Below are 14,047 nucleotides of genomic sequence, written 5' to 3'. Positions count from 1 at the left end.
GCGAGGGACCTTTCTTTCAGTGGCCCTCCAGAACGTGCCGGGTGCGCTCGCCGCACAGGCGGGCGCGCTCGGCGGCGGGCAGATGGGCATAGGCGGCGCACGGCGCCTCGACACTGATCGGCAAGGAGGCGGGCAGGGTGCGCAGCAGACCGTGAACGTCGAGCGCGCCGTCGCCGGGATAGAGCCGGTCGCCGCGCGCTTCGGCGCGCAGGCCGTCGGTCGGCGGCGGCGTGGCGCGGGCGTCGCACAGCTGAAGATAGGGCACGTCGTCAGGCGTGAGGCCGGCGAGATCGGCGACCGAGCCGCCGGAGCGAACGAGATGCAGGGCATCGACCACGACGGCGGCGCCGGGCACGGCCGCCTCCCGCACCAGGGTACGCGCCTGGGCGAGGGTGGCGACCTGGCAGTAGGGGATGAACTCCATCATCGCGCGCAGGCCGACCGCGCGGGCGCTCTCGGCCAGCCGGGCGAAGTTGTCGCGTTGGCGCGCCGGCTCGGGGTCGTTGCCGATGGCGAGCACGAACCGGGCGCCGAGCCGCGCCCCGGTCTCGACGATGGCGCCGAAGGTGCCGGCATCGGTGTGCGGCGCGAGCCAGATCGCCTCGATGTCGAGGATCGAGAGCGCGCTATCCGCCAGCCGGCGCTCGATCTCGCGCAGCATCGGCTCGACGCCGATCACCGGCACGATGGTATCGGACGCCGTCGGCGCCACGATGCGCAGGCCGATCGCATCGAAGCCGCCGGCGACCGCAGCCTCGATCAGCTGGATCGGGCCGGCGTCGATGACGGTGAGATGCGCGAGCGAGATGCGCCGTTTGGCAGGTGTCACGCGATCAGCCTCGAGAGGTGAGGGGACCGCTTACCATCCCGGTCCGTGGCGCGTCGAGCGCAGCGTCACGCAGAGGCCGGCTCGACTGGCCGCAGCCAGGTCCGTTCCTCGACCAGGATGCAGCGCTGCTCCTCGGCGTAGCGGAAGTTGGCCATGGCTGCCGGGTCGGCCTTGAGGCGCGCGCGATAGGCCTCGTAGGCGGCGAGGCTGTCGAACGAGATCAGCGCATGGGCGATGTTGTTGGTGCCTTCGTGCGGCATGAAATAGCCGATGAGATCGCCGCCACAGGCGGGAATGATGGTGAGCCAGTTGCGCGCATAGGTCTCGAAGGCGTGGCGCTTGAACGGGTCGAGGACGTAGCGGATGGCGCAGGTGACGGTCATGGTGGGCCTCCAGGCTGAACGGCCGCCACGCTAACGAGACCGATGCGGCCGGTGTTTCGGCGGGGGAGTAGTGTCGCGTCGGGAGTCGTGCGGGCGCTTTCCACTCTCCTCCCCAGCGAAGCTGGGGAGGTGTCGCCGTCTTCGGCGACGGAGGGGTCATGAGCAGCGGGACTGAGACTCATGACCCCTCCGTCCGCGATTACGCGGACACCTCCCCAGCTTCGCTAGGGAGGAGAGTGAACAGCAGCCCTAGAATTATCGATTGCCGGGATGACAACAAATACGCCGGCGATTGCCGCAAACGGCTGCGCAGGCTTGACAGCCGACTGACCTCGACGCTCCATCGCACGCTGAAGTTTCGATCTTTGGAGGATCGACGTGAGTTCCTACGCCGAACGCCTGGAGTCTCTCGCCGCCGAGGCGGCCGATCGCTGCACGTCGTGCGGCAAGTGCTTCGAAGCCTGCCCGACGGCACGCGAGGCCGGGATGGATGGCGGCGGTGCGCGCGAGCGCGTGGCTGAGTTGCTGGCGTTGACACGCCACGGCGGTGCGGCGGCAGAAGGCCTGTCGCAATGGCTCGGCGCTTGCGACGGCAGCGCACGCTGCAGCGCCGCTTGCCCCGAGGGCATCAATGTCCGCCAGTGGGTCACCATCGCCAAGCTGAAGGCGCTGGAGGCCGCGCGGCCGCGCGAGGTCGGCGCCACCAACGCGGCCGGCCGCTTCCGCCACATGGCTCAGGCCGTGCGGCTGCTCGCCGGCATGCAGCTGCCGTCGGAAACGCTGCGCCGCATCGTGGCGCCGGCCGAGCGGCGGACCGCCGACGTGCTGTTCTATACCGGCTGCAACGTGCTGCGCACGCCGCACATCGTGCTGAACGTGATGGACATCCTCGACTCCCTCGAGCTCGATTTCGACGTCGTCGGCGGCACCGCGCATTGCTGCGGCGTCTACCAGTTCCAGGAAGCCGACCTGCCGACCTACGAGCGCATTGGCCATCGCACCTTCCGGCGCTTCGGCCAGTCGGGCGCCTCGAAGGTCCTGACCTGGTGCCCGACCTGCACCAAGAATTTCGATGAGCTCGAGAAGGACGTCGAGGCGCCGGGCTTCGATCTCGGCCATGTCAGCGAGTTCCTCGCCGCCAACCTCGCAGCACTCGAGGCGCGGTTCGTCGCCGATCAGCCGAAGCGGCGTGTGGTGGTCCACGAGCATCTCGGCATCGGCGCCACGGTGGCGAGCATCGCGAAGCTGCTGCGCGCGGTGCCCAACCTGGAGCTGATCGAGCTCGCACAGGATTCCGGCTTCTCCTATGCCTGCGGCGGCCAGGCGGCGAAGTTCAAGGAGCGCGAGCAGGCGATCCATCGCGGGCTGGTGCAGGGCGCGGTGGCGGCCGGCGCCGACACCATCGTCACCATGTACCATTCCTGCCATCGCGCGCTCTCCGGCGCCGAGGCGATCTATCCGCTGCGCGTCGTGAACTTCACCGACGTCCTGGCCGAGGCGCTTGGGCGCGGCGGCCATCCCGACTACTACCAGCTCTACAAGCGCGGCGGCGCGATGGACGAGGCGGTCGGCGCGGCCCGCGCCTTCCTCGCCAACAACGGCGTGCGCATCGACGAGGCCTCGGTGCAGTCGCTGACTGCCGACATCTTCAACGAGACCGGCCTCGGCGGCCCGCGCGAGGCGTTCCAGCAGGCCTTCACGGCGCTGGCGAGGGAGGGCTGAACTCATTTGCCGGGAGCGCGTCCCTTAAGGCGGAGTAACCTCCGCCGACGTGGCGCTCTTCTCATTCTCCTCCCCAGCTTTGCTGGGGAGGTGTCGCGTCATACGCGACGGAGGGGTCGAAAGCCCCACTGAGACTCCTGATCCCTCCATCCGCGATTACGCGGACACCTCCCCAGCGAAGCGCTGGGGAGGAGAATGAGAAGAGCGCCACAGAGTGGCGCGCTCCCGGCGCATGACCCCTCCGTCTCGGATTACCGAGACACCTCCCCAACGAAGTTGGGGAGGAGAAAAGAGCGCCTGCCCTACGGCGTCACGATTCTGAGCGGGCGGTAGGTCGGACCCGGCGTTGCATCGGTGTCGGTGCCGACGATCTGGCCCTGCGGGTTGGTCCAGTAGTAGCGGTGGCTGTTGGCGATCGTGCGACGGCCGGTGACGGGATCGTCGATGGTCACGGTGCCGCGCCGGGCTTCGGCACCGCGCCCGAAGACACCGTCGAGCGAGCGGCTGCGTTGCTGCCAGGTCTGCGAGATCGTGCGGCTGATCGAATCCTGGGTGCTCTGCAGGATCCCGGAGACCTGCTGTGTCGTCTGCTCCTGGCCCGCCGCCCAGGTGGGGTCATAGCGGAAGCTCGATTGCAGGCGGGCAACGACCTCGGCCGCCTCGGGCACCCGCGCCACCGGCGCGACGAAGCCGCTGAGGTCGAGCACGACCCAGATCGGCGGCGAGGCGGCGCCGGTCACCTGCGTCAGCATCGTCGTCGCCGTCACCGAGCCGACCGTGCCGGATGTGCCGCAGGTGAAATCGACGGCTCCGGCGTCGATACGGAACCGTGCCATGCCGCCGAACAAGCGGTTCAACTCGTCCGTCAGCTGCTGGCTCGACTGATGAAAGCTTTCCTGGTCGACGATCCGCAAGCCCGGGCATCGCGCTTGCGCGCCGCCCAGATAGAACCTGACGAAGTCGACCCCCGGCAGGTAGCGGCGGATCACCATCGCCCCGGCCGGGCCCTGGTAGACCGAGCCCTCGCGCATGTTGGCCATTTCGGTGAGCTGCGACGGCAGCATGAAGGCGCCCAGGGTGGAGTCGCCGCGGAAGGCGAAGATCTGCTGATCAGGCGACCACAGGCGCACCCAGTGACGCACGTCGACCGCCGACAGGCGCGCGGTGCCGCCTTCGACCTGCCAGCCGCGCGGCACATCGACGGCGAAGGCGCCCTCGGTTGGATCGTGCGCGCGATAGAACGTCAGGCCAGGCGCTGGAGCGGCGGTGGTCGGCGCCGCGGGTTGTGCAGGCGGAGTCGTGGGCGAAGGTACCGTCGGTGCGGCAAAGCCGGACGGCGGGACGACGTTCTGCACCTGGGCGATTGCGCCGGTGGAGAACCCCAGCAGCAGCAACACCAGGAGACCCGGCTGCTTCATCGCCCACCGCCTTATCGGTCCTTGGTTGCCAGCACCGCCCAGGCTGCATCGGCGAAGAAGCGGACATGGGCCGACAACGGGCCGGTGAAGCGGCCATAGACCTTGTAGGTCGCCGGCTGCATCACCACGCCGATCGTCGCCGCCGCCGCCAGGTCGGCGTCGCGCCGGGGAATGTCGCCTGTCCGCATCGCCTGGGCGATGACGTCGCGCACGACATTCACCGGATTGGGTGTGTCCTCCGGCACCATCGCCAGGAACAGGTGCTGGGTCAGCAGATGGTAGGCGAACAGGGTCCAGTCGCGGTCGGCCCAGTCGCAGTAGCAGGTGACGATGGCCTCGATCTTGGCGCGCAGGCTCCTGGCCGGCCTGTGCGCCTCGTCGAGCGCCTCGGCAAGGGCGCGGTGGTGGCGCAGGAAGAGATCCAGCGCCAGCTTCTCCTTGCTCGGGAAATAGCGGTAGATCGTCCCTTCGGCGATCGACGCCGCCATGGCGATCTCCCGCGTCGTCGTCTCGGCGACGCCGCGGGCGACGAACAGCGTCAGCGCGGCCCGTTCTACCCGTGCCTTGGTGTCGTCAGCCTTGCCCATGAAGGCCAGTTTATGAGGGAGCCCTCACTTATCAAGGTTTCATTGGGCAGGGCTTCATCGGACGCGGGCTCGCTGAACCAGCGCCAGTCGATGGTCCAATCGGCGATTGCCCGATTGGCGACGGCCCGATCGGGGATGGTCCAATCGATCAGCGCGGACACCGGCGCGAGGGCCTCGCTCTGGACCTCGTGAAGGGTGGTGAAGGCACGACGGATGAACATGACAGCTCTCCAAGATGAGTGAGCACTCATAATTTAAGTGAGTGATCACTCAATTTCAAGAGGCCGACAATCTTCTGGTAGCGTACGAAAGCGGCGCTTGGTGCGGGATCGCGGTGAGTCCGAGGCGAAGCCTCCCGAGAGTCTTAGCCACAGAGAACACGGATGCACACAGATGCCCAAACTAGAAGTTGAGTTTCTCGGGCGCTCGACACGGAGCCAGCCGAAGCCACGTCTTGGGTCTCGTTCCGAAGTTCGGGTGACAGATCTCAACCGACGGTCATGTCAAGCATCCGTGTTCATCTGTGTTCATCTGGGACCATTGCTTTCGGCGAAGCGAGGGCAGCTGGCGCTTTGGGGGCTGGGATTCGCTGATCTGTCTCGTCCCGCCTGATTTCCCCGTGGACGCCGCCGGACCGGCCCCCTAAGGTCACCCCACCCAGTCGAACCCTGTGGGAGAGACCGCCCGTCAGCTCGCGGGCGGCGCCGAAGGAGCAACCGGCCCCGGAAACTCTCAGGCAAACGGACCGCAGGAGGATGGGTCTCTGGAAAGTGGTGTCCGGCCGTCAGGCCCGGCCGCCCACCGACGAAGTAAGCCGGCAAGTGCCGGCGAATCTTTCAGGTCTCCGGACAGAGGGGGTCGCGAACGGCGCAGCTCTTGCGTCGTGCCACGCGGCTGCGACGGAGACTTCGATTGAGCGACAACCCAACCGGCCCCCTCGAGCGCACGCCGCTCTATGACCTTCATCGCGAATTAGGCGCCCGGCTGGTGCCATTCGCCGGCTACGAGATGCCGGTCCAATATCCCACCGGTATCCTTGCCGAGCATGCGCATACGCGCAGCGCCGCCGGCCTGTTCGACGTCTCGCACATGGGCCAGGTGCGGCTGACCGCGAAGCCCGGCCATGATGCGGCGCGCGCGCTCGAGGCGATCGTGCCGGGCGACATCTCAGGCCTCGAGCCCGGGCAGCAGCGCTACACCCAGTTCACGACAGAGCAGGCCGGCATCACCGACGATTTGATGGTGACCAGCACCGGCGATCACCTGCTGCTGGTGGTCAACGCGGCCTGCAAGCACGCCGACCTCGCGCACCTGCAGCAGAGCCTCGCCGCGACCTGCGAGGTCGAGCCGATGTTCGCGCGCGGCCTCCTCGCGCTGCAGGGGCCGCAGGCAGCCGCCGTTCTGGCGCGCCTGGCGCCGCAGGTCGCGACGATGAAATTCATGACCGGCGCCTTCATGATCATCGACGGGGCGCGCTGCTACGTCACGCGCTCGGGCTACACCGGCGGCGACGGTTTCGAGATCTCGACTCCTGCCGACGCGGCGGCGGCAATCGCGCGCAAGCTGCTGGCCGAGCCCGAGGTCAAGCCGATCGGGCTCGGCGCGCGCGATTCGCTGCGCCTCGAAGCCGGTCTCTGCCTCTACGGCCACGACATCGACACCACGACGACCCCGAACGAGGCCGGCCTGCTGTGGAGCATCGCCAAGCGGCGGCGCGAGCAGGGCGGCTTTCCCGGCGCGGCGATCGTCCAGCGCCAGATCGCCGAGGGCGCACCGCGCCGTCGCGTCGGCCTGCTGCCGGATGGCAAGGCGATCGCGCGCGAGGGGACGGAGATCGTCGTGTCCGGCAGCGTCGTCGGCAAGGTCACGTCAGGCGGCTTCGCGCCGACGCTCGGGCGCGCCGTCGCCATGGGCTACGTCGCGCGCCAGCACGCCGCCACCGGAACCAGGGTCGATCTCATGGTGCGCGGCAAACCGGTCGCCGCCGAGATCGCGCCCATGCCTTTCGTCAAACACGCCTACTACCGCGGTTAGGAGCTCCCGATGGCCAGCGTCAAGTACACCGAAGAACACGAGTGGGTTCGCCTCGACGGCGACGTCGCCACGATCGGCATCACCGACTATGCCCAGCAGCAACTGGGCGACGTGGTGTTCGTCGAGGTGCCGCAGGTCGGCCGCAAGGTCGAGAAGGGCGAATCGGTCGCCGTGGTCGAATCGGTCAAGGCCGCGTCTGACATCTTCGCGCCGGTCTCCGGCGAGGTGGTCGAGGCCAATGCCGCACTGACCGACTCGCCAGGCGACGTCAATGCCGAGCCGACGGGCAAGGGCTGGTTCTTCAAGCTCAGGATCGCCGACAAGGCTGAGCTCGACGGGCTGATGGACGAGGAGGCGTACGACGCCTTCGTGAAGAACCTGGGCTGACGGGGGCGCCCATGCGTTACCTGCCCCTCACCGAGTCGGATCGCCGCGACATGCTGGCGGCGATCGGCGCGCGCTCGATCGACGCGCTGTTCGAGGACGTGCCTCAGTCGGCGCGGCTCGCAAACAAGATCGCCGGCCTGCCCGACCATCAGGGCGAGCTCGAGGTCGAGCGCGCCTTCCAGGCCTTTGCGGCACGCAACGTCTCGCCGTCGAGCGCGCCGTTCTTCATCGGCGCCGGCGCCTATCGCCATCACGTGCCGGCCGCCGTCGACTACATGATCCAGCGCGGCGAGTTTTTAACCTCCTACACGCCCTACCAGCCCGAGATCACCCAGGGCACGCTGCAGTACCTGTTCGAGTTCCAGACCCAGGTGGCGCTGCTCACCGGCATGGAGGTGGCCAACGCCTCGATGTACGACGGCTCGACGGCGGCGGCCGAGGCCGTGCGCATGGCCAACCGCATCACCCGGCGCAGCCGCGCGGTGATTTCCGGCGGGCTGCATCCGCAGTATCGCGGCATCATCGAGACCGCGGCGCACTGGGAAGGCTTCACGGTCGATTGCGCCGCGCCCGACGCCGCCGGCCTCGAGACGCTGATCGACAGGATCGACAAGCAGACCTCCTGCGTGGTCGTGCAGAACCCGAGCTTCTTCGGCCATGTGCGCGATTTCTCGCGCCTCGCCGCCGCCTGCCAGGCCGCGGGCGCACTGCTGATCGTGGTGGTGACCGAGATCGTCTCGCTCGGCCTGATCGAGGCGCCGGGCACGATGGGCGCCGACATCGTGGTGTGCGAGGGCCAGTCGATCGGCAACGGCCTGGGCTTCGGCGGCCCCTATGTCGGCCTGTTCGCCACGCGCGAGAAATACATGCGCCAGATGCCGGGCCGGCTGGTCGGCGAGACGGTCGATGCCGACGGCAAGCGCGGCTTCGTGCTGACGCTCAGCACGCGCGAGCAGCACATAAGGCGCGAGAAGGCGACGTCGAACATCTGCACCAACGCCGGCCTCTGTGCGCTCGCCTTCACGGTCCATCTCAGCCTGCTGGGCGAGGCCGGGTTCCGCCGGCTGGCCGAGCTCAACCATGCCAAGGCCTGCGAGCTCGCCGAGCGTGTCGCCGCACTGCCCGGCGTGACGCTGCTGAACGAGAGCTTCTTCAACGAGTTCACCGTGCGCCTGCCCGGGCCGGCCGCGCCGGTGGTCGAGGCGCTGGCCGCCAAGCGCATCCTGGCCGGCGTGCCGGTATCGCGCCTGATCCCCGACGATCCGTCGGTCGACACTCTCTTGCTGCTGGCGGCGACCGAGACGGCGACCGAGGCCGGCATGGCGCCGCTGATCGCCGGGCTGAAGGAGGTGCTGTGATGGTCCAGTCGCTCGACCGCTCGCAGGGCCGCAGCGGCGCACCCGTGGGCGCGGCCTCGGACGCTGCCGCCACCGTCACCGGCAATCGCGCGCTGCAGATCGAGGAGAAGCTGATCTTTGAGCAGGGCCAGCCCGGCCGCACCGGCGTCGATCTTCCTGAGCCGCCCAAGGTGAAGGATCGCCTGAACGGCCTGCGCCGCATCGGCGAGATCGGCCTGCCGGGCTTGAGCGAGCCGCAGGTCGTGCAGCACTACACGCGGCTCAGCCAGAAGAACTACGCCATCGACATGGGCGTCTATCCGCTGGGCTCGTGCACCATGAAGCACAATCCGCGGATCAACGAGAAGGTGGCGCGGCTGCCCGGCATCGGCGACCTGCATCCGCTTCAGCCGGTCTCGACCGTGCAGGGCGCGCTCGAGCTGATCGACCAGCTGGCGCACTGGCTCAAGACGCTGACCGGCATGCCGGCGGTGGCGATGTCGCCGGCCGCCGGTGCGCACGGCGAGATGTGCGGCATGATGGCGATTGCCGCCGCCCTCGAGGCGCGCGGCGAGCGCAAGCAGCGCACCGTGGTGCTGGCCCCCGAATCGGCGCACGGCACCAACCCGGCCACGGCGGCGGCGCTCGGCTTCACGGTCAAGCCGATCCCGGCCAACGATCGCGGCCGCGTCGATCTCGCCGCCCTCACCGCGGCGCTCGGCCCCGACGTGGCGGCGATCATGCTGACCAACCCCAACACCTGCGGCCTGTTCGAGAGCGAGATCATCGAGATCTCGAAGGCCGTGCACGCGGCGGGCGCCTTCTTCTACTGCGATGGCGCCAACTTCAACGCCATCGTCGGCCGCGTGCGGCCGGGCGATCTCGGCGTCGACTGCATGCACATCAACCTGCACAAGACCTTCTCGACGCCGCATGGCGGCGGCGGTCCGGGCGCGGGGCCGGTCGTGCTGTCGCAAGCGCTGGCGCCCTTCGCGCCCTATCCGTGGATCGTCAAGGACGGCAGCGGCTGGCGCATCGCCGAGGAAGGCAGCGCCACGCCCAACTCGGCGAGGATAGGGGGCACGCCCCTGGGCCGGCTGAAGGCATTCCATGGCCAGATGGGCATGTTCACCCGCGCGCTGGCCTACATCATGAGCCACGGCGCCGACGGCCTGCGCCAGGTTGCCGAGGACGCGGTGCTGTCGGCCAACTACGTGAAGGCGCGCCTGCAGGATGTGATGACGCCGGCGTTCGACGGTCCGTGCATGCACGAGGCGCTGTTCGACGACGGCTTCCTCAAGGACACCGGCGTCAGCACCCTCGACTTCGCCAAGGCGATGATCGACGAGGGCTACCATCCGATGACGATGTACTTCCCGCTGGTCGTCCACGGCGCCCTGCTGATCGAGCCGACCGAGAGCCAGGCCAAGGAGGATCTCGACCTCTTCATCGCCGCCCTGCGCTCGCTCGCCGAGCGCGCGAAGAGCGGCACCGAGGCCGAGGCCTTCAAGGCCGCCCCGCGCCTCGCCCCGCGCCGTCGATTGGATGAGACGCTCGCGGCCCGCAAACCGGTGCTGCGCTGGCGCCCGTCGAACAACCCGCCGGGCGGCGATCCGCTGAAGCAGGCAGCGGAGTAGCATTATCCGCCTCCCCAGCTTCGCTGGGGAGGTGTAGAGAGCGGTGGCGAGCAGGGGGCCGGCGATACGGCCGCTGCCTTGCGCCGATCCGAGGAATCCCGCGGCCTGGGCCTGGTTGGTCCGCGGCAAGGCGAGGCTGAGTGATCCGGCATTGGTCGGCAGCAGGATGCCGAGGGAAAACCCGAGCAATGCCGCCGAGATGTAGAAGGCGGCGAGGCTGGGCGCCTGAACACCCCAGACCAGCGCGATCATGCTGGCGACGCCACAGGCGGCACCGGCGGCGACGATCGGCCGGGTGTTGGTTCCGCTGAGGCCTGCCGCGATCGACCATTGTCCCGCCAGCATGCAGAGCGCCGTCACGGTCAGGATCTGGCCGGCCTGGGCAGCGCTTGCGGCGGCGGACAGGCCCAGCGTGTCCTGCATCTGGAAGGCGACGAGTTGTTGCGCCAGCGTCATGCAGGTCATCAAGAGCAGCGCCACGACGAAGAACGGGCCGGTGGTGCCGGTCAGCAGTTTCGTGGTGCCGACGGCAGGCTTCTGCCCCTGTGCCGTGATGGGCGCCGGTCGTACGCTGAAGGTCGTCACGAGCGAGAGGGCGGTGATCGCCGAGACGACGAAGAAGGGGGCGACCGGGCTCATGTCTGATACCAGCGAGGGCACGCCGGAAGTCGCCACCCTTCAATGGCGCTCGTAGCGCGTCGCAGCTCGACAATATCGGTCGAGCCGATTGCTGAATCGTTCGACCCGGTCGCTGGTGCGACAGAGAGCGCTAACCTTGCGAGTGTCGAGATTGCATTCGCTGACTCGTCCGCCGCACAATGGTCCCGACGTGACAGCTTAGGTTTGCGGCGCGGGTGTGCCGGCCTGTTCATCGCAATCGGGGAGGTCGGTCATGACCGTGCGGCTGGAGTCAGTGACGTTCACGAGCGGAGACGGGGTGACGCGCATCCCGTCATATTTGGCCATCCCGGACGGTGACGGGCCCCATCCGGTGGTGTTGATTCTCCGGGGTGTCGCTGGTCCCGACGACGGGTACACGGAGATCGCCCAGCGACTCGCCGAATGGGGCTATGTCGCGCTGGTGCATGGCTGGAAGGTTCGTGGGATCGATCCGACGGACGAGCCCGTGTACGCTGACCTGCAGGGCGCGATGTCCTTCCTGGGATCGGTCGCTGAGGCCGATCTCGAGAGGCTGGCCGTCCTCGGATTCTGTCGCGGCGGGGTGCATGCGGTCATGGCGGCGCGAGCGCACCCGGAAATCCGCGTCGTCGTCGTCTTCCACGGCTTCGCCTTCCGGCCGGCGGGGGCTCAGCCAGGCGTCGAGCCTTACGACCTCGCCGGGGGCGTAGACGTCCCCATGCTGGTCCTGCACGGCACGGAGGACGAGCGGGCGCCGATGGCGGACATGCGTCGGATGGAGGCGCGGATGCGAACCCTTGGCAAGGTCTGCAGCTTCGTGTTCTACGACGGCGCTCGCCACGGCTTCGCCGTGCGCACCCACCCCGGCTATTCCGAGGAGGCGGCGAAGCCGAGCTTCGAGGAGGCCAGGCGCTTCCTGGCGAGATATCTGCCCGTTCCCGGGTGAGATGCCGACGCGGAGCGACAGAGTAAGCGATCAGGGGACGGCAGACTCGATATCGGTCCTTGTGAAGTCGTTGCCCTTGTAGAGGAGGGGCACGCCGCGGGTACGTGCCGCCGCATAGGCGAAGCAGTCACCCATGTTGAGCCGGGCCGGATGGCCGCGTCCTTTGCCATAGCGCGCGAACGCAACGAGCGCGGCCCGCGTATCCTCTTGTGTGATTGCAACACAGTCGATGTCGGTCGCTTGCAGGAACTCGGTGACGGTGGCGGCTGCCTCCTCGACCGATACGTGCGCGGCACGACACAGGCCGAGGGTCGTTTCGAAGATCGCAATCGGCGAGGTGATCCGCGAGGGACCGCGGTCGAGAACATTGGCGAATATGGCCGACTCTGCCTCCCTGTTCAGGATGGCAAGGATAGCCGATGCATCGACGAACATTAGGGCTCGCCGCTCAGATCGTCGAAAAATTCCTTGTCAGCTTGTAGACCCGTCTTTGGCCATTTCTGAACTCGCTCCTGCAGAGGCCGCAGGCGTTCTCTCAGCGGTATAGTCCGGTCGAGACGATGCAGTTCGTTCTCGAGGGCGACTCTGACCGCTTCCGTTTTCGTCAGCCGAAGACGGTTGGCCAGCGATTCTGCAAGCTGATTGACGTGTTCGTTTCGGATGTTCAGAGGCATTGTCGAAGTCACTTCTTCTTTACGTCTACACAATATTGTGTAGACGATTGCCCAAATCAAGATCGATGACGGAGGAAAGGCCAAGTGCGCATCTTCACCACGCTGCCGCAGGAGGATCTGCGCAAGGTCGGGCCGGCGGCCAAGGCGATCGAGGCGGCGGGATACACCGGCGTCAGCACGCAGGAGAACAAGCACGAGCCGTTCCTGTCGCTGGCCGTCGCGGGCGCTGACACCGAGCGCCTCGAATTGCACACCGGGGTCGCCATCGCCTTCGCGCGCTCGCCGATGGCGGTCGCCAATATCGGCTGGGATATGGCGGCGAGCTACGGTGGCGGCCGGGTCACGATCGGCATCGGCAGCCAGGTGCGCGCCCACAACGAACGGCGCTTCTCGGTGCCGTGGAGCCCGCCGGCGCCGCGCATCCGCGAGTACGTGCAGGCAGTGCGGGCGATCTGGAAAGCGTGGAAGGAGGGCAGCAAGCTTGCCTATGAAGGCAAGCACTACACCTTCACGCTGATGACGCCGAACTTCGTGCCCGAGCCGTACGAGGGATCGTTGCCGCGCTTGGGCGTCGCTGCCGTGGGGCCGGCCATGCTCAAGGTGGCGGCGGAAGAATCGGATGACGTGAAGCTCCACGCCTTCTGCACGCGCAAGTACCTGACCGAAAGCATCATGCCGATCCTCGAGGCCGGGCTCGCCGCGCGCGGGCGCACGCGCGAGTCGTTCGAGATCTCGGGCGGCGGCTTCGTCGTCACCGGCAAGGATGATGCCGCGGTCGCCGAGCTGTTCGACTGGGTGCGCTACCGCGTGGCGTTCTACGGCTCGACACCGGCCTACTGGCCGGTCTTCGAGGCGCATGGGCTGGGTGATCTCGGAAGGAAGCTCAACGCCATGACGCGCGCCGGGCAGTGGAACGAGATGGCCAAGGAAGTCTCCGACGACGTCGTGCATCTGTTCGCCGCGGTCGGTCGCCACGACCAGCTCGAGAAGGCGATCAGCCAGCGCTTCGGCGGCCTGGTCGATTCGATCAGCGCCAGCGCCAATTCGGCCAAGCCATCCGACCTTCCGCCCGATCTCGTGCAGGACCTCGGCCGCATCCCGACGCGCTATCAGCATCAGGCGTGACGGCGCGCGCTCGTCCCGTGCGATAGCGATGGACATGTCTGTTGCCGGGGGCGCGCGACTCCAGTCGCGCGTCTTCGCGAAGAAGACTGGACCACTGGAGTGGCGCGCCTATAGGCGCTGACTTTCGCTTCTCCTCCCCAGCTTCGCTGGGGAGGTGTCGCCGTCTTACGGCGACGGAGGGGTCATGGGCAGCCTGACTGTGGCTCATGACCCCTCCGTCCGCGAAGACGCGGACACCTCCCCAGCGAAGCTGGGGAGGAAAAGCGAAAGTTAAGTTGGCGCCCATGAGCGGCGCGCTCCCAGCGGTCGCGAAGAGCATGGGGATTGCC

Annotated in this window: 14 protein-coding genes, 1 pseudogene and 2 riboswitches; of the genes and pseudogenes, 7 read left to right on the top strand and 8 right to left on the bottom strand. The window is 67.8% G+C overall.

The genetic code is table 11. From position 1 onward, the window contains the following. Positions 1–16: 16 nt before the first annotated feature. Both ACILR9_RS04425 and ACILR9_RS04420 read right to left on the bottom strand, forming a co-directional pair. Positions 17–829 carry a sugar phosphate isomerase/epimerase family protein gene (locus ACILR9_RS04425; RefSeq protein ID WP_395708684.1) on the bottom strand — a complete coding sequence of 271 codons (813 nt, stop codon included), beginning with the start codon at positions 827–829 and terminating at the stop codon, positions 17–19. Between the two features lie 65 nt (positions 830–894). After that, entirely contained in the window at positions 895–1,212 is a 318-nt protein-coding gene (locus tag ACILR9_RS04420) for an NIPSNAP family protein (protein ID WP_395708683.1), read from the bottom strand. Positions 1,213–1,590: 378 nt separating this feature from the next. Here ACILR9_RS04420 and ACILR9_RS04415 point away from each other — a divergent pair, with 378 nt between their 5' ends. After that, a complete protein-coding gene (locus ACILR9_RS04415; RefSeq protein WP_395708682.1) occupies positions 1,591–2,934 on the top strand; it encodes a (Fe-S)-binding protein in 1,344 nt (447 codons plus the stop codon). A gap of 302 nt (positions 2,935–3,236) precedes the next feature. Here ACILR9_RS04415 and ACILR9_RS04410 read toward each other — a convergent pair whose 3' ends face one another. The 3 genes from ACILR9_RS04410 to ACILR9_RS04400 are packed head-to-tail and all read right to left on the bottom strand — an operon-like array spanning position 3,237 to position 5,160. After that, positions 3,237–4,352 carry a hypothetical protein gene (locus ACILR9_RS04410; protein WP_395708681.1) on the bottom strand — a complete coding sequence of 372 codons (1,116 nt, stop codon included), beginning with the start codon at positions 4,350–4,352 and terminating at the stop codon, positions 3,237–3,239. An 11-nt stretch (positions 4,353–4,363) separates the two neighbouring features. Then, on the bottom strand, positions 4,364–4,939 hold the full coding sequence (locus tag ACILR9_RS04405; RefSeq protein ID WP_395708680.1) for a TetR/AcrR family transcriptional regulator: 576 nt from the start codon (positions 4,937–4,939) through the stop codon (positions 4,364–4,366). Further along, positions 4,906–5,160, bottom strand: a complete 255-nt coding sequence (locus ACILR9_RS04400) for a hypothetical protein (protein ID WP_395708679.1) — start codon at positions 5,158–5,160, stop codon at positions 4,906–4,908. Before ACILR9_RS04400 ends, ACILR9_RS04405 begins: the two co-directional genes overlap by 34 nt. A 440-nt stretch (positions 5,161–5,600) precedes the next feature. Next, a riboswitch (glycine riboswitch) is annotated at positions 5,601–5,697 on the top strand. A 3-nt stretch (positions 5,698–5,700) separates the two neighbouring features. Further along, a riboswitch (glycine riboswitch) is annotated at positions 5,701–5,793 on the top strand. Positions 5,794–5,851: 58 nt separating this feature from the next. Here ACILR9_RS04400 and gcvT point away from each other — a divergent pair. Genes gcvT through gcvPB form a run of 4 tightly spaced genes read left to right on the top strand, consistent with a single transcriptional unit; the run spans position 5,852 to position 10,334 of the window. Beyond that, positions 5,852–6,973 (top strand): glycine cleavage system aminomethyltransferase GcvT, encoded by a 1,122-nt coding sequence (gene gcvT / locus ACILR9_RS04395; protein ID WP_395708678.1) that lies wholly within the window; start codon positions 5,852–5,854, stop codon positions 6,971–6,973. A 9-nt stretch (positions 6,974–6,982) separates the two neighbouring features. Next, on the top strand, positions 6,983–7,360 hold the full coding sequence (gene gcvH / locus ACILR9_RS04390; RefSeq protein WP_395708677.1) for a glycine cleavage system protein GcvH: 378 nt from the start codon (positions 6,983–6,985) through the stop codon (positions 7,358–7,360). Positions 7,361–7,371: 11 nt separating this feature from the next. Next, a complete protein-coding gene (gcvPA, locus tag ACILR9_RS04385; RefSeq protein ID WP_395708676.1) occupies positions 7,372–8,718 on the top strand; it encodes an aminomethyl-transferring glycine dehydrogenase subunit GcvPA in 1,347 nt (448 codons plus the stop codon). Then, positions 8,718–10,334 (top strand): aminomethyl-transferring glycine dehydrogenase subunit GcvPB, encoded by a 1,617-nt coding sequence (gene gcvPB / locus ACILR9_RS04380; RefSeq protein ID WP_395708675.1) that lies wholly within the window; start codon positions 8,718–8,720, stop codon positions 10,332–10,334. The genes gcvPA and gcvPB overlap by 1 nt, the downstream gene beginning before the upstream one ends. 114 nt (positions 10,335–10,448) lie before the next feature. On the opposite strand, the pseudogene ACILR9_RS04375 reads toward gcvPB, so the two are convergent. Beyond that, a pseudogene (locus ACILR9_RS04375) lies at positions 10,449–10,973 on the bottom strand (hypothetical protein); the annotation flags it as partial. 253 nt (positions 10,974–11,226) lie between these two features. On the opposite strand from ACILR9_RS04375, the gene ACILR9_RS04370 reads away from it, so the two are divergent. Further along, a complete protein-coding gene (locus ACILR9_RS04370) occupies positions 11,227–11,919 on the top strand; it encodes a dienelactone hydrolase family protein (protein ID WP_395708674.1) in 693 nt (230 codons plus the stop codon). Between the two features lie 30 nt (positions 11,920–11,949). Here the strand turns inward: ACILR9_RS04370 and ACILR9_RS04365 are convergent, their stop codons facing one another. Together ACILR9_RS04365 and ACILR9_RS04360 are read right to left on the bottom strand one after the other, a co-directional pair. Further along, positions 11,950–12,354 carry a type II toxin-antitoxin system VapC family toxin gene (locus ACILR9_RS04365; RefSeq protein WP_395708673.1) on the bottom strand — a complete coding sequence of 135 codons (405 nt, stop codon included), beginning with the start codon at positions 12,352–12,354 and terminating at the stop codon, positions 11,950–11,952. Continuing rightward, positions 12,354–12,593 (bottom strand): type II toxin-antitoxin system VapB family antitoxin, encoded by a 240-nt coding sequence (locus ACILR9_RS04360; protein WP_395708672.1) that lies wholly within the window; start codon positions 12,591–12,593, stop codon positions 12,354–12,356. Before ACILR9_RS04360 ends, ACILR9_RS04365 begins: the two co-directional genes overlap by 1 nt. An 84-nt stretch (positions 12,594–12,677) precedes the next feature. Between ACILR9_RS04360 and ACILR9_RS04355 the strand changes: the two genes are divergently transcribed. Continuing rightward, positions 12,678–13,718 (top strand): TIGR03617 family F420-dependent LLM class oxidoreductase, encoded by a 1,041-nt coding sequence (locus ACILR9_RS04355; protein WP_395708671.1) that lies wholly within the window; start codon positions 12,678–12,680, stop codon positions 13,716–13,718. Positions 13,719–14,047 lie beyond the last annotated feature (329 nt).

Source organism: Reyranella sp., from assembly GCF_044224635.1.
In the GTDB taxonomy this organism is placed as follows: domain Bacteria; phylum Pseudomonadota; class Alphaproteobacteria; order Reyranellales; family Reyranellaceae; genus Reyranella.
Note: the sequence above shows the minus strand (reverse complement) of the source record. Positions and strands in the feature narration are given on the sequence as shown.